The 20,842-nt window shown below is 61.5% G+C and carries 19 protein-coding genes; 9 read left to right on the forward strand and 10 right to left on the reverse strand.

The genetic code is table 11. The features are described from left to right. The first annotated feature begins 176 nt into the window (after window positions 1-176). Window positions 177-2,231 (forward strand): BCCT family transporter, encoded by a 2,055-nt coding sequence (locus A0251_RS03120; RefSeq protein ID WP_062815352.1) that lies wholly within the window; start codon window positions 177-179, stop codon window positions 2,229-2,231. A 72-nt stretch (window positions 2,232-2,303) separates the two neighbouring features. Here the strand turns inward: A0251_RS03120 and A0251_RS03125 are convergent, their stop codons facing one another. From A0251_RS03125 to A0251_RS03135, 3 genes are read right to left on the reverse strand one after another with little or no spacing between them, the layout of a single operon-like run. Continuing rightward, window positions 2,304-2,606: a hypothetical protein gene (locus tag A0251_RS03125; RefSeq protein ID WP_062815353.1), complete on the reverse strand. Its 303-nt coding sequence runs from the start codon at window positions 2,604-2,606 to the stop codon at window positions 2,304-2,306. Window positions 2,607-2,664: 58 nt separating this feature from the next. Further along, window positions 2,665-5,121, reverse strand: a complete 2,457-nt coding sequence (locus A0251_RS03130) for a YbcC family protein (RefSeq protein ID WP_062815354.1) — start codon at window positions 5,119-5,121, stop codon at window positions 2,665-2,667. Then, complete coding sequence (locus tag A0251_RS03135; RefSeq protein WP_231874142.1) at window positions 5,118-6,671, reverse strand: NADH-quinone oxidoreductase subunit L; 1,554 nt, start codon at window positions 6,669-6,671, stop codon at window positions 5,118-5,120. The genes A0251_RS03130 and A0251_RS03135 overlap by 4 nt, the downstream gene beginning before the upstream one ends. Before the next feature lie 106 nt (window positions 6,672-6,777). Between A0251_RS03135 and A0251_RS03140 the strand changes: the two genes are divergently transcribed. Next, window positions 6,778-7,668, forward strand: coding sequence for a LysR substrate-binding domain-containing protein (locus tag A0251_RS03140; RefSeq protein WP_062815355.1), 891 nt, complete (start codon window positions 6,778-6,780; stop codon window positions 7,666-7,668). Between the two features lie 37 nt (window positions 7,669-7,705). Here the strand turns inward: A0251_RS03140 and A0251_RS03145 are convergent, their stop codons facing one another. Genes A0251_RS03145 through A0251_RS03160 form a run of 4 tightly spaced genes read right to left on the reverse strand, consistent with a single transcriptional unit; the run spans window position 7,706 to window position 12,123 of the window. After that, window positions 7,706-8,440, reverse strand: coding sequence for a DUF2894 domain-containing protein (locus tag A0251_RS03145; RefSeq protein WP_062815356.1), 735 nt, complete (start codon window positions 8,438-8,440; stop codon window positions 7,706-7,708). Further along, a complete protein-coding gene (locus A0251_RS03150) occupies window positions 8,433-9,098 on the reverse strand; it encodes an OmpA family protein (RefSeq protein ID WP_062815357.1) in 666 nt (221 codons plus the stop codon). The genes A0251_RS03145 and A0251_RS03150 overlap by 8 nt, the downstream gene beginning before the upstream one ends. Then, window positions 9,098-11,350 carry a DUF802 domain-containing protein gene (locus tag A0251_RS03155; RefSeq protein ID WP_062815358.1) on the reverse strand — a complete coding sequence of 751 codons (2,253 nt, stop codon included), beginning with the start codon at window positions 11,348-11,350 and terminating at the stop codon, window positions 9,098-9,100. The genes A0251_RS03150 and A0251_RS03155 overlap by 1 nt, the downstream gene beginning before the upstream one ends. Beyond that, window positions 11,347-12,123: a DUF3348 family protein gene (locus A0251_RS03160; RefSeq protein WP_062815359.1), complete on the reverse strand. Its 777-nt coding sequence runs from the start codon at window positions 12,121-12,123 to the stop codon at window positions 11,347-11,349. The genes A0251_RS03155 and A0251_RS03160 overlap by 4 nt, the downstream gene beginning before the upstream one ends. 240 nt (window positions 12,124-12,363) lie before the next feature. On the opposite strand from A0251_RS03160, the gene A0251_RS03165 reads away from it, so the two are divergent. Genes A0251_RS03165 through A0251_RS03175 form a run of 3 tightly spaced genes read left to right on the forward strand, consistent with a single transcriptional unit; the run spans window position 12,364 to window position 13,486 of the window. Continuing rightward, window positions 12,364-12,891 (forward strand): DinB family protein, encoded by a 528-nt coding sequence (locus A0251_RS03165; protein WP_062815360.1) that lies wholly within the window; start codon window positions 12,364-12,366, stop codon window positions 12,889-12,891. Between the two features lie 2 nt (window positions 12,892-12,893). Continuing rightward, window positions 12,894-13,139 carry a Rho-binding antiterminator gene (locus A0251_RS03170; protein ID WP_062815361.1) on the forward strand — a complete coding sequence of 82 codons (246 nt, stop codon included), beginning with the start codon at window positions 12,894-12,896 and terminating at the stop codon, window positions 13,137-13,139. Then, on the forward strand, window positions 13,136-13,486 hold the full coding sequence (locus A0251_RS03175; protein WP_062815362.1) for a DoxX-like family protein: 351 nt from the start codon (window positions 13,136-13,138) through the stop codon (window positions 13,484-13,486). Before A0251_RS03170 ends, A0251_RS03175 begins: the two co-directional genes overlap by 4 nt. 65 nt (window positions 13,487-13,551) lie before the next feature. Here the strand turns inward: A0251_RS03175 and A0251_RS03180 are convergent, their stop codons facing one another. Together A0251_RS03180 and A0251_RS03185 are read right to left on the reverse strand one after the other, a co-directional pair. Further along, complete coding sequence (locus tag A0251_RS03180) at window positions 13,552-15,114, reverse strand: phospholipase D family protein (protein ID WP_062815363.1); 1,563 nt, start codon at window positions 15,112-15,114, stop codon at window positions 13,552-13,554. A gap of 20 nt (window positions 15,115-15,134) precedes the next feature. Then, entirely contained in the window at window positions 15,135-15,452 is a 318-nt protein-coding gene (locus tag A0251_RS03185; protein WP_062815364.1) for a hypothetical protein, read from the reverse strand. A gap of 201 nt (window positions 15,453-15,653) precedes the next feature. Between A0251_RS03185 and A0251_RS03190 the strand changes: the two genes are divergently transcribed. Beyond that, window positions 15,654-15,935, forward strand: a complete 282-nt coding sequence (locus A0251_RS03190; RefSeq protein ID WP_103917106.1) for a hypothetical protein — start codon at window positions 15,654-15,656, stop codon at window positions 15,933-15,935. Between the two features lie 80 nt (window positions 15,936-16,015). Continuing rightward, a complete protein-coding gene (locus A0251_RS03195) occupies window positions 16,016-16,519 on the forward strand; it encodes a GNAT family N-acetyltransferase (protein WP_062815366.1) in 504 nt (167 codons plus the stop codon). Window positions 16,520-16,529: 10 nt separating this feature from the next. Here the strand turns inward: A0251_RS03195 and nhaD are convergent, their stop codons facing one another. Beyond that, window positions 16,530-17,765: a sodium:proton antiporter NhaD gene (nhaD, locus tag A0251_RS03200; RefSeq protein ID WP_062815367.1), complete on the reverse strand. Its 1,236-nt coding sequence runs from the start codon at window positions 17,763-17,765 to the stop codon at window positions 16,530-16,532. Between the two features lie 255 nt (window positions 17,766-18,020). Between nhaD and A0251_RS03205 the strand changes: the two genes are divergently transcribed. Together A0251_RS03205 and A0251_RS03210 are read left to right on the forward strand one after the other, a co-directional pair. Then, window positions 18,021-19,301: an imelysin family protein gene (locus tag A0251_RS03205; protein ID WP_062815368.1), complete on the forward strand. Its 1,281-nt coding sequence runs from the start codon at window positions 18,021-18,023 to the stop codon at window positions 19,299-19,301. A gap of 120 nt (window positions 19,302-19,421) precedes the next feature. Then, entirely contained in the window at window positions 19,422-20,828 is a 1,407-nt protein-coding gene (locus A0251_RS03210) for a di-heme oxidoredictase family protein (RefSeq protein WP_062815369.1), read from the forward strand. Window positions 20,829-20,842 lie beyond the last annotated feature (14 nt).

Genomic DNA, 20,842 nt, shown 5'->3' on the forward strand with positions numbered 1-20,842 from the left:
ATCAGTGCAACCGTCGGCAATGTGAAAATTTCATGAATGCCATTCCTGGTCCGGGGCAGTGCTAACAGGATTTAAAAATTACTGGCGTTCATTTTTGTTAGCATTGGGCGGTTACTTTTTTTGGAGGGGCCTTGCCGGTCTTTCTGTGGCTAACCCTGTCATCAAGGATGAGTATTATGACGGACAAAAGCACGCTACGTTCCTCTACCATTCTGTTTCCGGTTTTCATTCCCGCCGTTGTGGTGTCCTTTCTTCTCATTGTGGGAACCATCAGTGACCCGGAACGGGCAGGTGAGGCCTTTAGCGCGGCGCAAGCGTGGATTACCGCCAATTTCGGCTGGTTCTATATGTTGGCGGTGGCGCTGTTTCTGATTTTTATTGTCGGCGTGGCCATGACCCGCTGGGGCAATATCAAACTGGGACCAGATCACGGTGAAGCGGAGTATTCGTTCCCGGAATGGTTCGCCATGTTGTTCTCGGCAGGCTATGGCATTGCGCTGCTGTTCTTCGGGGTGGCAGAGCCGGTGCTGCATTATGCGGAGCCGCCGGCGGGTGCTGCGCAGACCGTGGATGCGGCCAAGCAGGCCATGCAGATTGCCTTCTTCCACTGGGGGTTTCATATCTGGGCGATTTACGGCCTGGTGGGCCTGGTGATGGCGTACTTCGCGTTTCGTCATGGTTTGCCCCTGTCCATGCGCTCGGCGTTCTACCCGCTCATTGGGGAACGTATTTACGGACCTATCGGCCATGCCATCGATGTGTTCGCGATTCTCGGCACTATGTTCGGTATCGCGACTACCCTGGGTTTGTCCGCGGCGCAGATCAATGCGGGGCTGAATTATCTGTGGGGTGTGCCGGTGGCCACCTGGGTGCAGATCACGGCGATTGCCATTGTCACCGCCCTGGCCACTGTCTCTGTGGTGGCGGGCATGGACAAGGGCGTGAAGCGCCTGTCCATTCTGAATATGGTCCTGGCCGTGGCGTTGATGGCTTTTGTCTTCGTGGTGGGCCCGACGATTCATATTCTGGAAAGTTTCCTGCAGAACACCGGCAGCTACCTGAGTGGCATTGTCGAGCGGACCTTCAACCTGCAGGCCTACACCCACAGCGACTGGATCGGTAACTGGACCCTGTTTATCTTCGGCTGGACCATCGCCTGGGCGCCTTTTGTGGGGCTGTTTATTGCCAAGATCAGCCGTGGCCGCACCATCCGCGAGTTTGTGGTGGGGGTGATGCTGGTGCCGTCCCTGTTTACCTTCCTGTGGTTCTCCGTGTTCGGGGATACGGCGTTGAACATGATCATGAATGAAGGGGTGACTACCCTGGTCGGCGATGTGCAGACCGACAAGGCGGTGGCGCTGTTCAAGCTGTTTGATGAGTTGCCGCTGTCCACCTTGATTTCCTTCCTGGCGGTCCTGTTGATTGTCACCTTCTTCGTGACGTCATCCGACTCCGGTTCGCTGGTGGTGGATTCCCTGGCCTCCGGTGGCGTGCTCAATACCCCGGCCTGGCAGCGGGTCTTCTGGGCGGTGCTGGAAGGGACCATTGCGTCGGTGTTGTTGCTGGCTGGTGGTTTGCAGGCGTTGCAGACCATGACCATTGCCAGCGCCTTGCCCTTTGCCATCATCATTATCCTGGCTGCCGTGGGCATGTGGCGGGCGCTGGTAATTGAAGGGCATCGCGAAACCAGCTTGCAAATGCACATGGCCACGCGCCGTCACCTGACCGGTTCCCAGTGGCGCCATCGTCTGAAAGGCATGATGGACTTCCCTGGCCGCGACAATGTGGAAGGTTTCATTCGCGGTAAAGCCATGCAAAGCATGGAAAAGGTGGTCAAGGAAATGAAAGAAGCGGGTTGGGATGCCCGGGTGCTGTTTGATGACAACCTGATTCGCGCGGAACTGCAGGTAAACCGTGAAGGTCATGTGGGCTTTGTCTATGACATCCGCCTGGTCAGCCAGCCGGTGCCCGGCTTCGTGACCGCCGGTGGCGCGTCCACGGTGATGAAAGAGGAAAACTACTACCGGGCAGAGGTATTCCTGCGTCGAGGCGGTCGCTCCTATGATGTGTTCGGCTATGACGAGGATGACATCATTCGCGACATCCTGGACCAGTTCGAAAACTACCTGCACTTCCTGGATCTCACCCCCGGCAAGTTGCCCTGGGAAATGGGGGAGCACGATGACCTGCTCCATCCGCCGGAGGATGATGAGGGAAAAACGGAAAAGTAGGGCGGCTGGCCGGCTGTCTCACTTAACACGGTGCCCCTGTTGGGGCACCGTTCTTGCCTGACAAGGCAGGCATCATGAGGCTGCGGCATTCTCCAGCATTGTGATGTCGATGCTGCAATGGATGGCAAGCCGTGCGCCCTTGGCTTCGGATTCTTCGATCAGGGCGGCCAGCGCTTCCTTGGTCTGCATCAACTCCTCAATGCGCCTGGAAACCACGGGATTATCAGCGCCCAGGCGTTCGTTTCCGCTCCATCTCTCCAGTTGATGAAACTGGATTTTGTTGTTTATCAACGCCATCAGGATGGTCTTGGCATCATCGGCGGAGAACTCGCCGCTGATGAGTTTATGACTGGACTGTGGGGTGTGGCTCGACATGATTCTCTCTCCCGTTGGTCAAGGCATTGAATGATCGCGTTACGCTGGATAGCCGGGATTACCAGGCTATCCAGCGGTTCTGTTGGTACTCCTCTACCTGTTCACCCTGGACGCGGAACAGATAGAGCCATTGGTGGTTGACCAGCTGGCGCACGACTTCGTGTTTCTCGATCACCTGGGCAATCATTTCCCGGGGGGCCTCGATGAACACGCTCAGCCGCACAGGGGTGTGCTGCCAGTGTTCGCCGTCATGCACGGACTGGATCGGCAGGCCGATGCGCAGGTCGCCGCCGTTGCCTTCAAAGACGCCCAGTTTCCCGCCCACCACGTTGTGCAGGGTCTTGTTACCGCTGCCGAAGCGCAGGTTGTCGACGGTGGAGGCGAAGTACTGCATGTTGATCCAGTTCGCCACCACCATGGGGGCGGTCATGATCTGCTCAAGCCGTTCTCCGTCTGGATCACTGCGGTAATCGTAGTCATGCAGAAAACTGCGACCCTGCAGGTCCAGGCCCCGTGTCCGTGACCGTGGTGCGATCATCATGGCGGCGTTGTTGGCCAGGGCCCACTCCGGCCGGGTCTGCGACCAGTCATTGGCCCTGTGACGCAGTGCCCGGGACAGGGCATCGGGCTTGTCCTGCAGGTGGGCCAGGCCCAGTCTCGTGGCCTTTTCGGCACTGGCGCCGCATTGTGCCCGGCGCAGGTGCTGCTGGATGGACGCCAGAGCGTCGCGGTGGCTTTCCGGTAGCCGGGCCAGATCAAACAGGGTGACTTCCTCGGTGAGGGTGTTGTGCAGGCCGGCCAGGAAATGGGTGCTGTCGGGAATCGCAATGCCCGCATCCTGCATCCGTTCCCGCACGGCCGGATCGTTGAGCAGGTTGGCCAATGTCCGCGCATTCACATCGCCGCTTTGCCCACAGCAGGCGCCGCAATCCAGTGCCGCCTGATGCGGGTTGTTGCGGGTCTGGCTGCCATGGCCGAGCAGCAGCACCAGGGGGGCAAAGCCGTAGGTCAGCCCCATGCCGGTGAGGATCCGGCAAGCGAGTTCGGCCTGCTGCTGCGTATCGCCCGCGGTGGCGCTGTCCAGCCGGGGGCTGAGTGCATCAGCGTCCTTGCTGGACAGACCGTTCCGGGTCTCCGCCACCAAGGGGGCCTGGCTGGGCAGGGTCTGCTTGATCAGCTTGAACAGGTAGCCCAGCCCCAGCGATTCCACCAGCACAAAGCCGGACAGGGGCATGGCCTTGAAGCGGCTCCAGCTGTGGTGGTTGCGCAGGTGGGATTGCCGCTTGCGGGTGATGGCCTGGTCCCGGCTGTCGCTGCCGCTGGTGTCGGTGACGGTCATGGCCGGGCTCAGCAAGCCGGGTAACTGGGGCCGCTGCAGATCAGTACCCAGAGGCTCATAGCGGATGGGCAGGCCGAAAAAGCCGGCAAAACCCAGGGTGTGAATATGCGGGGACTGGGCTTCCAGGTGACGCCGTAACACTTCCGAGCGCACATCAATGCAGAAGGCCGCCTGCACCTGGGGCAGGGCAGGGTCCGTGTTGCCATGGTGCGCGGTCAGATTGCGAATCAGGGAGCGCTGGTAATGGATTTCCTGGGCCCGTTGCCAGATCAGTGTGGCGGGGATCGTGTCTACCTGGCGCAGATGGGCAGACCAGGCGCCTTGCCACTGTGTCCACGGGGCGTCCGGGGCGCGGCTGCCCCCATCGATCAGGCACTCCCAGCTGAGCCGGATGGCGAGGAGATGGATCAGGGTGTCGTCTTCCTCGCCGGCCAGTTGCGCCTCCCAATTCCGGTAGGCGCACCAGGCGGCCCAACCGCTGATCCGCGCCAGCACGGCCTGCAGGTAGTGGCAGATATCCTCGCGGGGAATCCCCAACTGCCGGATGGCCTGACGAATTTGCTCCCGGGGTTGTGTGGCCAGCTGGCTGGCCCTTGCCGACAGTTGCGGCGCCTTCATCAGCATGGCGATGCCGTGATCCGTGCCCACGGAGTTGCGCCACTGCGGGTAGAGCGGCGCCGACTGGCTGGGGCGCCACTGTGACTGATGGTGATCGAAGTAGGCGGCACAGAACTGGGAGATCTGGTGGGTGATGGTGTCACACCAGGCCGGTTCGGACTGCAGATCCCTGTGTTTGTCCAGGGTATCCGACAGCAAGGGGGCCGGCGTCAGCGGCGCGGCCGGGGTCTCCAGGGCGTCCAGCAGCGCCTCAACAGATTCGCCCGGCGCCAGTTCATCCCGGGCCTGCGCCAGGGCGTCAGCATCAATGTCACCGGCCTGCCAAGCGTCCCAATAGTCGCTGGCATCCAGGGCCATGGGGCTGCCGGCCAGCCGGGCCAGTTGCGTGGCGGTTTGCATAAAGGACAGATCCCGGTGCCCCCAGTACGGATTCACGGCGATCATCCGGTCCAGCGGCCAGGTAGGAGCGATCCGCGATACGGTGGTCTGGATGGCGGCCTCGATGTCTGCCTCAAGGCCATCATCGTGAACCTGATCTGCCAGGGCCTGTGTGCTCATGCCGGTTCTCCGTTGTCTGAGGCAAAACGATGGACCCGGGTCTGGGCCTGGGCCGGTTTCAGCTTGACGGGCCAGACCTGAAAGGTGACCCGGGTGAAGAGTTCATCCAGATAAAAACCGTGGTACGCCCAGGGATAGAGGGTAGTGGCGAGCTTGCCGTCGGGGTATTTCTGCAGCCAGAACTGCAGCCCGTAAAGGCCGGAGAAGCACAGGATAATGGCCACGGTTTGCAGCAGACCGACCGGACTGCTGTGAGGCGCAATGGCCGCAAACAGCACATGCCAGCCCAGGTAAAGCTGGGTGAGCAACAGCACCATGAAGGCGCCGCGGGCCATCAGGCCGGCACGCCACCCCTGCTCGCCGCTGAGGAGCGGGCCCAGCCCCAGGGCGACGATGACCAGCGCGGCAACCGGCACCGACAGCGCCGGGAAAACGCTCTGCCAGCCCCACAGCGATGCGCCAACCAGGGCACCACTGAGCAAGCCGGAGGTCAGGTAATGACCGGACCAGCCACGGTCGGCCCCAGCGGTGAAGTACGCCTGTTGCCGAACCATGGCCACGGTTTCGCCGGCGCTGAGAAAGGCATGGGCCTTGTACAGGGAGTGGGCCAGCAGATGCAGCAGGGCCAGCTCATACAGGCCCAGGCCGATTTCCAGCAGCATGAAACCCATCTGGGCACAGGTCGACCAGGCCAGCCGCACCTTGATGCTGACACGGGTCATCATCACCAGGCTGGCCAGCACGGCGGTGGTAGTACCGGCCAGGACCAGAATCCCTTGTGCGATGGCCGCCTGATTGAGCAGGTCCGCCAGGCGGATCAGGATGAAGCCGCCGATATTGACGATACCGGCATGCAGCAGGGCGGAGACCGGTGTGGGGGCCTCCATGACCTGGATGAGCCAGCCGTGCAGCGGCAGCTGTGCGGTTTTCAGGATTACCGCCAGCACGATCATCACGGCGGCCAACTGCAGTGAAAGGGGCAGGGCTGCCTGTGTCGCCAGAAACTGGCGCAGTTCATCGAGCTGCAGTGTGCCGCTGGCGTGATAAATCAGCGCCAGAGCCGCGAACAGGCAGAGTTCGGCAAGACGGCTGACCAGGAATTTCTTGTGGGCCACGATCTGGGCCGTTTTGCGTTCGCGGTAATGGGTCAGCAGGAAATGCATCCCGATACTGGTGCCGGACCAGGCCAGGGTGATCACCAGCAGGTGCTGGCTAGCCAGCAGCACACCGACACAGGCGATGGTGAACAACATGGCACGGATGAAACGCTGCTGCTGGCGCTCCCCTGTCAGGTAGCGGCACGAGAAATGGATGATGACCCAGCCCAGCAATGCCACCAGCGTGGCCGTGACCAGCCCGAGCGTATCGATGCCAGGGTTTCCCTCGAAGCTCCCGAATACGGCAATGATGGCGCCGCCAACACAGGCCAGCAGGCCCAGGCGTCCGGTGCTACGGGCGATGGCCCAATGGTGTCGGGATTGTGCCAATACCAGCAGCCAGCCGAGCGTATAAACGGCAGGAAGTAGCCATGCATTCATGTAAGCCAGCACGCTGGAACTCCTTTGCTAGATGGGCGACGGGCGAATCTTGTGCAAAGGCAGATGTTTTGTAAAATAGATAATTCATCTTGAATTGTTCACATTTAGAGAATGATTAATGAGAGACCTGAACTTCCACCACCTCTACTACTTCTGGATGGTGGCCAAAGAGGGGCACCTGACGCGGGTGGCGAAGCAACTGCATGTCTCCCAGTCCGCCCTGTCCTCGCAGATTCGACAGTTGCAGGACCAGCTGGGCCATGAGCTGTTCACCCGGGAAGGCCGGGTACTCAAGCTCACCGAAATCGGCCATGTGGTGCTGGAATATGCGGAAAGTATCTTCAACCTGGGCAGTGAGCTGCTGTCGCTCACGGAAAGCGGGGATTTTCTGCAACTGCGCAGGTTACGTGTGGGCTCCGTGGCGACCCTGTCGCGGAATTTCCAGGAAAACTTCCTGCGCCCCATCATCAGTGAGCCGGAAATCCGGCTGGAGATACGCTCTGCGACCCTGGAAGAACTGCTTGAGCTGCTTCGCATGCACAAGCTTGATGTGATTCTCTCTAACCGCGCTGTAGTGTCGGATTCGTCGGCAACCCTGCAGTGTCAGAAAATTGCGGAACAACGGGTCTGTATTGTCGGCCCGCCCGGTGCGGCGGCAAGGAAGTTCCAGTTCCCGCAGGATCTGGCCTCAGCCAGATTGTTATTGCCGGGCCCGAGTAGCGAAATCAGAAGCCAGTTCGATCTGCTGATGGGGCAGCTGGGGGTCAAGGTGGATGTGGGGGCCGAGGTGGATGATATGGCGATGTTGCGGCTGCTGGCGCGGGATTCCGGGGCGCTTGCCCTGGTGCCGGAAGTGGTTGTGCAGGATGAGCTGCATAACGGCACCCTGGAAACCTACTGGGTGCTGGAGGATATCGTGGAGCATTTCTATGCGATCACGGCCGAGCGCCATTTTGAGTTGCTGCCCTTGAAAGCCTTGCTGGAAAAATCCCGTGGCGATGTCGCCTGACCGTTTTCTCTGCAAGTGTCCCGTGACCGGGGAAAACTCAAGTCGAACGCCGCTGCTTGGCCAGTTTCTCCAGCCACATCAGCGTGTCCACCTGGGTGACCAGATGATCCAGGTAGGCCGGGGAAAGATCGCGCAGGGTTTCCAGGGCGCGGCTGACCAGGCGATGGGAATTGAGCGGGCCGGCGTCGCTGGGGGTCTGGTGAATGGCCTGCTCGATGCGCTGACGCTTCCGCTGGCTGTGCTGTTTGGCGCGCACCTGGCGCAGGGCTTTCAGTTCCCGGGGGCGGCCGTCCGTCACCGGTGCGCTGGGCGTTTCCACCCCGTGGCTGGCCAGCACGCGCTGTTCCTGCTGTCGTAACAGGGCAATGACCGGGTCGCTGTCCGGCTCTTCCTCTTGGGCGTCCTGGCTGCTTGTATAGCTTTCCTGCAGGGCCGTGAAAGCCGATGGGGCCTGTGAGGTTTGACGGCTGCGAAGATGCCGCAGCAGGGCTTTCAGATCGCCTTGTTCCCGCAGAGCCGCAAAGCTGTCGGTCAGCCCATGCTCTGCCAGCTGCGCATCCAGCTGGGCCCCTTCGCGCTGAAAGTCCTCCTGAAAACCTGTCAGTGACGCGCGCAACCGCGCAAGCGGCGAGGGGCTCACCCGTGCCAGTTTCGCCAGGCGTTCGCTCTGGGCTTCCAGATAGCGGAAGCGGGCCGGGGCATAGCGGTGGGCGCCCTGTTCGCGCAGGGCCGCCAGCTGCTGGTGAATGGCACTGAGTGCGGTATCAGCCATTGCTGTCGGTTCCCTGTGCCTGTTGCTGGGCGGTCCGGGCCGCGGCGCCCTGGCGGGGCACGGTGGTTAACTCCACGCGACGGTTCTGGGCCCGGGTGGTATCGCTGTCGTTGGGCACCACCGGCTGGTGGGGGCCGAAGGCGGCGGCGAACACCTGGTCGGCGGGCATACCCTGGTTAATCAGGGTGCGCGTGACCGTGAGTGCCCGCTGGGCGGACAGGCCCCAGTTATCCTGGTAACGGCGGTTGCCGCGCTGGATCGGCAGGTCATCGGTGAAGCCGCTGACCATCAACAATTCATCGTGCTGATCCAGAAAGACCTGCAACGGTTTGGCCAGATCGCGCAGCAACTCCTCCCCCTCGGGTTGGAGCTGGTCCGAGTTGAGCTGGAACAGCACGCTGCCACTGATACCGATACGGCCGTCGCGGAAGGTGACCCGGCCACTGGCCAGGGGATCGGCCAGGGCCTCTTCCAGGGCCTGGCGGCGCTGCTCCTCGGCCACCCGCCGGGCCTTTTCCTCTTCCAGGGACTGGCTCAGTTCCAGCTGGATACCGATGACCCACACCAGCACCAGCACCAGAATGCCCACCAGGGCGGCCATCAGATCGGAAAAGATGGCCCAGACCGGCGAGCTGTCGCTGTCGTGAAGATCGTCCATCAGTTGACCTCGCTGGCCGGGCGTTCTTCGCTCTGGGCCACATTCTTGCCGGCGCCGTTGAGTGTGCCCAGGGCATCAATCACTTCCTTCTGGGACGCCATGCTCAGTTCAATCACCTCACGGGCCTGCTCCACGTAGTAGTTGAGCTGTTCATCGGCCCGGGCAGAGGATTGCTCCAGGCGGCTTTCCACCTGTTGCAGGTTATCCAGCAGCTTGTCGTTGGCCTCGCTGAATACCTGCACGGCGGTGGCAAAGGCATCACTGAGGCTGGCCACCTCGGCGGCGCTGCCGGACACATCACCGGCCACCTGGTCGAGCTGTTCGCTCTGGGCGCTGACCTGCTGGGCGAAGGTGTCGCTGACCTGGGTGAGGGTGTCGCTGGCGGCGGTGATCAGGGTTTCGATGGCCTCGCGCTGGGCGCCGGCGGCATCGCGCTGGCCGCTGAGCAGGGTGTCCAGCTCGGCCATGATGCGGCGGCGCTCTTCCAGCAGCTCGTTGTCCCGTTCGCTGCTGCGGGTCATCTCTTCGCGCAGGCGGCTGATCACTTCTGCGGCGGCCTTCGGGGTCTCCGAGGCGGTCTCGATCAGTCGGGTCATGGGCGCTTCCAGGGCGGTGCCCAGGCGACCCAGGTGTTCGCTGACGGTGCCTTCCAGTTGTGCCAGACGCTCGCTGGCGGCCTCACTGCGGCCCGCTTCCGCATCCCGCAGGGCAACAAGCTCCTCGCGCACGGTGGCCACCAGGGTATCAATACCGGATTTCTGGCCGTCCAGCAGGCCCGCGGCGCTGGTCTGGAACTGCTGGTTGTGCTCGCTCAGGGCGCTGCGCAGTTCGCTGACCAGGGTGGCGCCGGATGCCTGCTGGGCGTCGATGCCGTCGCGCCACTGGGCGGCGGCTTGCTCGCTGACCGCCCGGAACTGGCCGGTGATGGCGGTGAGCTGTTCTTCGCTGGTGCGGGCCAGCTGCTGCTGGGTGTCGCGCACTTCCTGCAGCAGGCTGTGGCCGGTGTCTTTCTGCTCAGCCAGGCCTTGCTGCCATTGTTGCAGGGCTTGCTCACTGGCACTGCGGAACTGCTCGGCAATGGCCGCCAGTTGCTGCTCGCTGGCGTTGCCCAGTTCCGCCTGGGTGCTGCGAACCTGCTCCAGCAGCTGGCTGCTGTTGTCACGGAACTGGTCGTGGTGGGCGGCCAGGGAGGTGCTGATATCGCTGACCAGGCGGGCGCTGGTCTGCTGATGCTGATCGAGGCCCTGCTGCCAGTGTTGGGCGGAGGCTTCGGTGGTCTCGCGGAAGCGCTCGGTGAGGGTGGCGAGCTGCTTCTCGGTAATCGCGTTGAGCCGTTCGTGGGTGCCCTGTACCTGCTGGCTGAGGCCGGCCAGGGATTGCTCCATGATCGGCTGGATGTTTTCCACCGCCAGGCGGCTGCTGTCCGCCAGGGTTTCCTTGAGGGACTGGCTGACCGACTCCGCCAGGGTGCGGTACTGGTCGGTGAGGGTGTGATGAAAATCCTGCTGGTTACGGGTCAGGGAGTCGCTGAGCTGTTCGCCCATCTGTTCCATGCGCCCGGTGAGCCCCTGCAGGGCACTGACCAGTTCCGGGAAGATGCGTGACTGGTCCTGCAGAGCGCTATAGGCGGACTGGCGCTGGTGATCCAGGGAGAAGGCATGCAGCTCCAGATCCACACGGTCGTCCAGCTTGCGGGACACGGCCATGCGGTCCCGGCGGCTCAGGGCGGCGCTGAGACCGAGCATGGCGGAGGCGGCCACACCGGCAATAGAGGTGCCGAAGGCCAGACTGAGCCCGGCGATGGGGGCGGCCAAGGCGCTGCGGATGGCGGTCAGTTCACTGCTGCCGTCCAGGGCGGTGGCGGCCCCTTGCAGGGTGACGATCATGCCCACGAAGGTACCCAGCAGGCCGAGCATGACCAGCAGGCCGGTCAGGTAGGGAGTGAGCTGGGGGCCGGGCAGCGGCGCCGGGTGGCCGTCGATGCGACGCTGCACCGCGTGGCGCAGGCTGCCGGGCAGGGCCTTGAGCCAGTGGTTCAGGCCGTCGCGGCTGTCGGGCAGATCCTCCAGTTGCCGGTCCAGGGTGGCGGTGGTGCGGCGAAAGCGCAGCAGCTCGGCAAAGCCCAGGGTGTAGGCGGCGGCGATGATCAGGGTCACGGTCAGGGCCACCGGGTTACTCAGAAAGGTGGCGGCGATCCAGACCACGGCGATGGCGCCGAGCAGAAAGGGGACAGCAAAAAGAAAGCGTCTCATACGGTCTTGCTTACCTCGTTATTGATGGACTGGGCGTCCGTCGCGCCAGCGGCGAGGGCATCCAGCAGGCCGAGTACCGGTTCCTGGCGGGCATCCAGCTCGGCGAGTAACAACAGTTGCAGTTCGCGCCGGAACTGGCCCAGCCAGCCTTGCGGGCTGAGCCAGTCCTGGGCGGAGTGAAAGGGATCACGGGTATCCCACAGGGTGCGATAACGTTTTTCCAGGAAGCCGGGCAGGGCGCCAAAACAGTGACGGACATAGCCGGCCATGCTTTGTTCAAACACCGCGTCCAGTTCCGCCAGCCGGGCCATGGCGTCACTGTGGCCGCCAAGCAGCCGGCGGGCCCGCTGGCGCAGGTTGCTGAGCCCGGCGATCATCTGCCGCTGGTGGGCCTGGTAGAAGCGTTCGTAGGCGCCGAAGGTGGGGCGCTTGTCGGCCGGGGCATCGTCCCTGAGCGGTGGCAGCGGAATCACCGAGGCGGCCTTTTCCCCGGCGAAACTGCGGCTCAGATGGGCCAGCAGGGTGTCGCGGGTTTTCAGTAGGTCCGCCTGCAGTCGCTCGGTGGCGTCCGGTCTGGCGTCGAACGGGCCCTTGGGGCGGTACTGGTTGGCCCCGTCCAGGGCGATGGCATCGGACAGATCGAACAGTCGCCCCAGACGCTCGGCAAAATCCCCATGGCTGGCCCGGGCGGCCTTGCGGTCCAGCTGGGTCAGCAGCGCCACCAGGCGGCTGCCGGCGGGACCGGATTGGGAGGATGTGTGCGTCCTATGCATACTCTTGGTTATCCATGCTGCAGGGTATACGCGAGCGAGCCGGCCATTCTAATCGGGAAAGGGCGGGGATGATAATGCGTCTGTCGGTTGCGCGCTCTTGGCGGCAGCGGGGACAGGGTGGTGAAATGGGTTCAGAAGGCGTTGACGGTGTTTCTGGAAACCGGGTCCGGGATTGAGCGGACTCGGGCTGGTAGTGGGTGGCGTACTGGGCGTACTGGAGGAAGCGAGATTGTGAGCGAGATGGGGAATCTGACCTTGATGGCGGACTATAACCGCTGGATGAACGAGCAGCTCTATGCCCTGGCAGCGCCCTTGGGTGAGGTGGCATTACGTGAGGATCGCGGTGCCTTTTTCAGCTCCCTGTTCGGGACGTTCAGCCACATTCTGGTGGCGGATATCATCTGGCTGAAGCGGTTTGCCCGGCATCCGGGGTGCGGTGCTGGCCTGGCATCGCTGGATAGGGTTGCCTGGCCGGAGGCCCTGGACGCTCAGCCCTGCGCGGATTTTGCGGCGCTCCGGGAGCGACGCGGCGAACTGGATGCGCTGATTGCCGGCTGGGTACCGGGGCTGACCCCGGCGGACCTGGATCAGGCACTGGCCTACACGAATATGAAGGGGGAGCCGGGGCATCGCCGTTTTGGCAGCCTGCTGCTGCATTTTTTCAATCACCAGACGCATCACCGGGGGCAGATCACCACGCTGCTGAGCCAGGCCGGGGTAGTGGTCGGGGTGACGGATCTGCTGGTGCGGATCCCGGATCAGGATTAGCCATGCTGCATTGCGATGATCACGATTACCTGGAAATTGCCTGTACGTTTCGTCTGCCGGTCCGGCTGGTGTTGAAGGAGGGAGGCAGCCTGGAAGGTGTTGCCCGGGATACCGGTTATACCCCTGACAGGCAGGAGTGTCTGTTGCTGGAGGTGGACGGTGAGCGTCAGCCTGTGATCATGGCGCAGATCAAAACGCTGATTGCCCTGCAGGATAATCCGCATTTTTCTGTGGTGGAGCTGGGATGACCCTGTCGCTTTGCCGGTTTGCCCTGGCATTCATCTGGATCTATCAGGGCATTGTTCCAAAATGGCTGGGGCCTCACGACGATGAGCTGGCCATGAACCAGGTGTTGGGTGCCAGCCACGAACAGGCGGTGTGGATTGCCTATGGCGGCGGGGCACTGGAGGTAGGGTTGGGTCTGGCAATACTGGTGTGGTGGCGCCGCCGCTGGCCGTATCAGTTGTCGGCACTGGGTATCGGCCTGTTGTCCGTGTTCGTATTGTGGCTGGCGCCGCAGTTTCTGTTGGCAGCGTTCAATGCGGCGATTCTGGCGTTGTCGATGATCGCGCTGGTGGAACTAAGACGTTCTTGAAAAGGCGTGTCTGGTTGTGGAAAGGAGGCAGAAGGCCGTCGCTGATTCTGCGGCCTTTCGCCCACCTAAATCTGCGACTCGATGGGTAGCAGTGACAGCAACCAGACGCGAAAGCGTTGCCAGCCGGAGGTTTCCGGATCGCGGTCCAGGGTGATGGGAATGCCGTCATCGGTGGCCTGCCATTGCAGCTGCTGTTCTTCATCCAGCGACAGTTGCCAGGCGGAATCGCTGGCCACCCAGCGATCAAACAGGTCGCTGAGTTGCTGATTGAGAGACGGGCTCTCAATCAGCAGACCCACCTCGGTATTCTGTATCAGCGAGCGGCCATCCAGATTCACCGAGCCAATGAAGCTGCGGTCATCATCAATCACCAGTGTCTTGGCATGAAGGCTGGCGCGGGACTCACCATGAAACCAGCGCATGCGCTGGGGCTGTCCGGCTTCCGCGCGCAATTCCCACAGTTCCACACCATGTTCCAGTAACGGCCGCCGATAGCGGGAATAGCCGCTGTGCACGATGGCCACATCCGTGGTGCTGAGGGAGTTGGTCAGGATACGCACGTCCACCCCGTCCGCCTCCTTGTCGGCAAACAGGGCCACCCCCCGTTTGCCCGGCACAAAATAGGCCGAGCTGATCAGCAGGCGGTTACTGGCGCTGTTGAGGATTCGCTTGAGGTCGTTCAGCAGGTACTGGTCGCGGGGGATGTCGGCTTGCGGGAGCACCTTTTCCGGAGGATCGGCATACAAGGTCGCCAGCCCCCAATCCAGCGGGATCTGACCGGCAATCAGTTGCCGGCCCAGGCTGGAGCCGCGCAGGGCATCGACAAACTCGCTGTCCTGCTGCTCCGCCAGAAAACCGCGCAGAAATTCCCGCAGCGCCTCCAGTGACATGTCCGCGTCGTCCGCATCCAGCACCCGGTCCACGGTCAGGGTGGCCCGGCTGTTCCAGTAGTCATCGAAACTTTGGGTGCCATCGCGCACGATGGGGCCGGCGGCGAGGACATCCACGTCCTGAAAATCCACCAGGGTATTGGAAAAATATTCATCGGCCAGGTTGCGCCCGCCGGCAATCATCACCAGCGAGTCGGCCAGCATCAGCTTGTTGTGCATGCGGTGATTGGAGCGGCTGAAGGTGGCGGCCATTTCCATCAACCGCAGTGGGCCCTGTCGTGTCTTGACCGGGTTGAACAGGCGGATCTCGATGTTGGGGTGGCTATGCAGTATCGCAACCAGGGGGTTGTCCACCCGCGTGCCCAGATCATCGACCAGTAATCGCACCCTCACTCCCCGGTCCGCCGCTTCCAGTAACCGGCTGATGATGATTTTCCCGGTGGTGTCGTTACTGAAAATGTAATACTGCAAATCCAGTGAGGTCTGGGCCTGCTCAATCATGGCGACGCGGGCCACAAAGGCAGAGAGGCCATCATCGAGCAGATAGAAACCGGATTGCGCATCGCTCTCCCGGTCTTTCAACGCTGCCTGTCCGGCGTCTGTCAGCGGGGTGTGGGCCGGTGGGGTCAGGGAATAGCTGGCCGTGCGCTCGCCGGGATCAAAACTGGCGCAGCCCTGGGCGAAGAGGACACTGAGAATCAGGGCTGCCCAAAAGGGAACGGGGTTACCATGGAACATGCGCGTGGCCCTGTTGCTTGCTAGTCGTCTTGATCGTGCTTGTCATCCATGTTCCGGGATGCCGTGCGGGCATCTTCCAGGGCGGCAAACTGTTCCGAAATCAGTGAGCCTACTTCCTGATTGACCTTGCGGATGGTGTCGTACACCAGGCCGATGGTCTTGCGTTGTTTTTCTTTCAGGCTGCCGGCCTGTTCTTCAAACAGGCCCAGTTTTTCCAGCGCGTCAAAGGGGAGCCCGGCGATGTGCTGGTGCACCTCTTCCACGGTGGTAGCGCCGTCCTCGATGGCTTCCTGAATCATGTCCTTGAGCAGTTCTGCTCGTTCAACGGTTTTCTTCATTTCCTGAGTGACCTGTTGATGAAATCATTCATTGCAATGTAACGGAAACCCCCGGCTACAGCCACAATTGCGGGTTGTGACTGACCGATTGTCAGACGTAATAAACGGTTACAGGGCATTGCCTTGACCACCGTCGAGAAATGGGGCCAATCTGGACACGGATTCATCGCAATCATGCAGAGACTTCCAAGGAGCCACACCATGGAAAATGCCAAGCAGATGCTTGCCGACATCAAGGGCAAGCTGGATGAACTGGAAACGGAGCTGGAGCAATTGGAGGCTCGGGGCGTGGGCGCCAACGGCGATGCGGGTATCGAAGCGGAACGTCACCAGTTGGCGTTGCAGGATGTGCTCACGGATTTGCAGCAGCGCATTGATGAGTACCATGAGCTGGCTGACATGGATGCTGATGGCCAGGGCAACTGGCAGCAGCTGGACCGTGATCTGAAGGATCTGAATAACGATCTGTATGGCGCCAACTGACTGTCGACCAGGCGCATCCGCCATGTTGGCTCTGTCATGACCAGGGTGGCGCCACTTTTCTCTCTTGCCCGGTGTTTGCAATGACCGGGCTGAGTCTCCGTGCGGAAACCCCGGCGGATATTCCTGCCATTACCGCGTTGATCAACGCGGCCTTTGCCAATGTGACGCACAGCGATCAGCGCGAAGCCCAGATCGTTGATCTGCTACGCCAAGAGGATGCCCTGGTGGTGTCGTTGGTCGCCGAGCGCGATGGCGACCTTCTGGGTCATGTGGCGGCATCCCCGGTGACACTGTCCGACGGTAGTCGTCGCTGGTTCGGCATTGGCCCGGTGTCGGTTCTTCCGGACTGTCAGGGAGAAGGGATCGGCTCGGCACTGATGCAGGCGGCCATCGCGGCGTTGCGAGAGCAGGGGGCCGCCGGCTGTGTGTTACTGGGGGACCCGTCCTGGTATCTGCGCTTCGGCTTTGTGGCCACACCGTTGCTGCGCCTGCCCGGGGTACCGGCGGAATATTTCCAGGCGTTGCTGCTGGACGGGAACTGGCCGGATGCCCGGGTGCATTACCATCCGGCGTTTGCCGGCTGATTTCCCGGGGTTACCTGACCAGCAGTTGTCCCAGCCCCAGCACGGCAATGAAACCGATGCTGTAGGCCACCAGCAAATACAGGAAATAGCGCAGATAGCTGACAAAGGTCAGTACTTCCACCTTGCTCATGGCGATCACCCCGGCGGCGGAGCCGATGATCAGCAGAGAGCCGCCCACGCCCACCGAGTAGGTCAGCGACAACCATTCCGGCAAGGTCATCTCGATACCGGAATTAAGCAGTGCTGCGGTGAGCGGCACGTTATCGAACAGGGCGGAGGCGATTCCCACCAGGAAGTTGGCGGCCACCGGCGGCATAAGATCATACAGGGCCGGGAAGTAGGCCAGCATGCCCAGTTCCTTGAGCATGCCCACCAGCAGCAAGACCCCGAGAAAGAACAGCAGGGTGTCGAATTCGATCTTGCGGATATATTCCAGTACCGGTTCATCCTTGTTCAGGAACTGCACCACCAGGAACATCAGCGACAGACCAAACAGGAAGCACAGTACCGGCGGAATGCCGAACGCCACATTGGCGCCAATGGTGCCGAGGATGGTGGCAAAGAACAGCACGGCAATGACCTTGTCACCCCGGTCGATCGTGCTTTCCTGTTTCTGAATCACGACCTCACCGTTGAGCCCCAGTGACAGCATGCCGGCCAGCACGGCCACAGCGCCGGCCGCGGGCAGGCTCAGCAGTAGCAGATCGGGGATTTCCACCTTGTCGGCCAGGAAGATCATCAGCGTAGTGACATCGCCGGTGATCAGGGCGGTGCCCCCGGCATTCACGGAGAACACCACCAGCACCACATAGCGCAGCAGCTTTTCCGCCGGCAGCTTCAGGTTCATCAATACCGCAATACACACCAGGGTGGCGGTGATGTTGTCGGCCAGGGACGAAAACAGGAAAGCGAACAGGCCGGTGAGCAGCATCAACTTGCGTTCACTGATATGGGTAGGCAGCAGACGGTTGACGATACTGTCGATGATGCCCTTGCCGGACAGATAGGCCACAAAGGTCATGGCGGCCATCAGGAACAGCCACAGGGTGGCAATATCCAGCAGATTCTCGTCCAGCCTTTCCATCAGGGCTTCGTGGCTCAGGTGCGCTGGCGGAGCGATGAAAAACAGTAACCAGGCCAGGGAGCCAAAGAATAATGTGGTCTTGGCCTTGTCGATGTGGACCATGTCTTCGACGACAATGGACAGAAAACCCAGTGCAACCAAAATCAGTAAAACGGTGCTCATGACGGCTATCTCGCAGGACAGGAGGTGGCGGGCGGCGGTATTCTAGGCCTTTTGTGAACCGGGTTCATCATCCAATTCCGTGTTTATCCACTGTGAACGCATCCAGGATGCAAAAAAATCCCCATGAAATGACAAAATTGCCGCCTTGCCCCTTTAAATTAATGAGAATAATTCGCATTATTGTGAGCGGATATTTCCGGCATCCCCGTGATGGGTGCCTTTTCACTTGCCGTTTCACGATTTTAGAGGAATTCCATGCTGTCCCGTGTCTCTACCGGGGGCCTGTTGCTGGCCTCTCTGCTGCTCGCTGCCTGCAGTGATGAACCTGCTGCCACTTCGACACCGGCCTACGACGAGGCCCGTGCCCGGCTGGTGATCGACCACTACGCCGACATGGCGTTGGCGGCCTACAGCGATGCACTGAGCGAGGCCCGCGAGCTGCGTGAGCACATCGATACCCTGCTGGCGCAGCCCAGTGAAGAGACCCTGGCCGCTGCCCGTCAGGCCTGGCGTGATGCCCGGGTGCCCTATATGCAGACCGAGGTATTCCGGTTTGGCAATTCGGTGGTGGACGAATGGGAGGGCCAGGTCAATGCCTGGCCGCTGGATGAAGGCCTGATCGATTACGTGGCCGACGATTACCAGGCGGTGATGGGTAACCCGGGTGCCCGCGCCAATATCATTGCCAGCCAGTCGTTGAAAATCGGCGAACAGCAAATGGACCTGAGTGAACTGACCCCGGAGCTGCTCGCCAGTCTGAATGAGCTGGGTGGTTCGGAAGCCAACGTGGCCACCGGCTATCATGCCATCGAGTTTTTGCTCTGGGGGCAGGACTTGAATGGCACCGGCCCGGATGCGGGTGAGCGTCCTGCTACGGATTTTGCCACCGGCGACAGTGCCACCGGCGGACACAACGCCCGTCGCCGTCAGTATCTTGAGGTGGTTACCGATCTGTTGATTGCGGATCTGGAAGCCATGGTGGCTGAGTGGCAACCGGAACAGGATAACTACCGGGCCGAATTGGCGGCGGGCAGTGTGGAAGACGGTCTGCGCAAGATGCTGTTCGGCATGGGCAGCCTGTCCCTGGGTGAGTTGGCCGGCGAACGCATGAAGGTGGCATTGGCCGCCCATTCGCCGGAAGACGAACATGATTGTTTCAGCGACAACACCCACTTTTCCCATTTTTACAACGGCAAGGGAATCGAGAATGTCTACCTGGGTGAGTACCAGCGGGTGAACGGCGAGACCCTCAGTGGCCCGTCGCTGAGTGAGCTGGTTGCCGCCAGCGAGCCCCAATTGGACCAGGCATTGAAGACGGACCTGGATGCCAGTGAAGCGGCCTTGCAGACCTTGGTGGACAGTGCCACCAAGGGTGTCCACTTTGATCAGTTGATCGCCCCGGGCAATGCCGAAGGTGCCGCCACTGTTAACCATGCCATCGATGCCCTGGTGGTACAGACCGCCAGTATCGAGAAAGCGGCTCTGGTACTGGGTATCCAGGCCCTGAACCCGGACACCGCAAACCACAGTTTCTGAAAACGATTCTTTTTCGGATCTGGTAACATAGCGCCGCCTCCGGGCGGCGCCGTGGAACCCAATGGGCCGTTGCGTCGTTACCGAAGTCCCGCACTATCCAGATAGAAGGATGCCTGTAACTTGCGATATCTCTTGCTGACCCTGACCCTGGCCCTGGCCACCCTGCTGGCTGGCTGCGATCAGGGCCCGACGTTCACGGAAGCGGAGCCCGGTGAGCACCTGTCTGCCGGTGAAGGCACGGTGACCAAGACGGACCAGAATGCGTTTTCCCTGCCATTGGCCAACCTGCCGCCGTCCCGTCGGCTGGATTTCAGTGTCGGCAATAGTTTTTTCCGTAATCCCTGGGTGATCGCGCCGGCTTCCACGGATGCCCGGGATGGGCTGGGCCCCCTGTTCAATACCAATGCCTGCCAGAATTGCCACATCAAGGATGGCCGTGGTCACCCGCCGGCAGCCGACGCCAAACAGGCGGTATCCATGCTGGTCAGGCTGTCGGTGCCCGCCGCTGCCGATGACGATCTGACCCGCAGTGGTCTGGTACCTGAGCCCAACTATGGTGGCCAGTTCCAGGATGCGGCGATCCCCGGTGTGGAGCCGGAAGGACGGGTGCGGGTCACCTACGAATTCGAGACGGTCACCTTTGCCGATGGCCACCAGGTGGAACTGCGCAAGCCGCGTCTGGACTTTTCCAACCTGGCTTATGGCGACATGCATCCTGCTACTCTCTTTTCGGCAAGGATTGCACCACCCGTGATCGGGCTCGGATTTCTGGAGGCGATACCGGAAGCGGATCTGTTGGCCTATGCCGATCCCGATGACGAGGATGGCGATGGCATCAGTGGTCGTGCCAATCGGGTATGGGATCGCGCTGCGGGTACCACGGCCATGGGCCGCTTCGGCTGGAAAGCCGGTCAGCCCAGCCTGCGTCAGCAGAATGCGGAAGCCTTTGCCAACGATATGGGGCTGAACAGTCATCTGGTGCCCACGGATTCCTGCGCTCCCAGCCAGGCCGACTGTCTGGCCATGCCTAACGGCGGAGAGGTAGAGGTCAGCGACAGCATCATGGACAGCGTGCTGTTCTATACCCGCAATCTGGCCGTACCGGCCCGCCGCAATGTGGATGACCCCCAGGTCCTCAAAGGCAAGTCGTTATTCCACCAGGCCAATTGCCAGGGCTGCCATGTGCCCAGCTTCACCACCGGCAACGATGCTGCGGAACCGGAATTGGCCAACCAGACTGTCCGCCCCTATACCGATCTGTTGCTCCACGACATGGGGCCGGGTCTGGCGGATGGCCGTCCTGAGTTCCTGGCTAACGGTCAGGAGTGGCGCACACCGCCGCTGTGGGGCATTGGTCTCACTGAAGCGGTGAATGGCCATACCCAGTTCCTTCACGATGGTCGTGCCCGCAATCTGATGGAAGCGATTCTCTGGCACGATGGCGAGGCCGCCGCTTCCCGGGACAAGGTGCTTACCTTCGATGCCGAGCAGCGTGCGGCCCTGCTGGCCTTCCTGAATTCCCTGTAGCCCATTTGCTGTGA

It is taken from the genome of Alcanivorax sp. NBRC 102024, from assembly GCF_001602235.1.
GTDB lineage: Bacteria > Pseudomonadota > Gammaproteobacteria > Pseudomonadales > Alcanivoracaceae > Alcanivorax.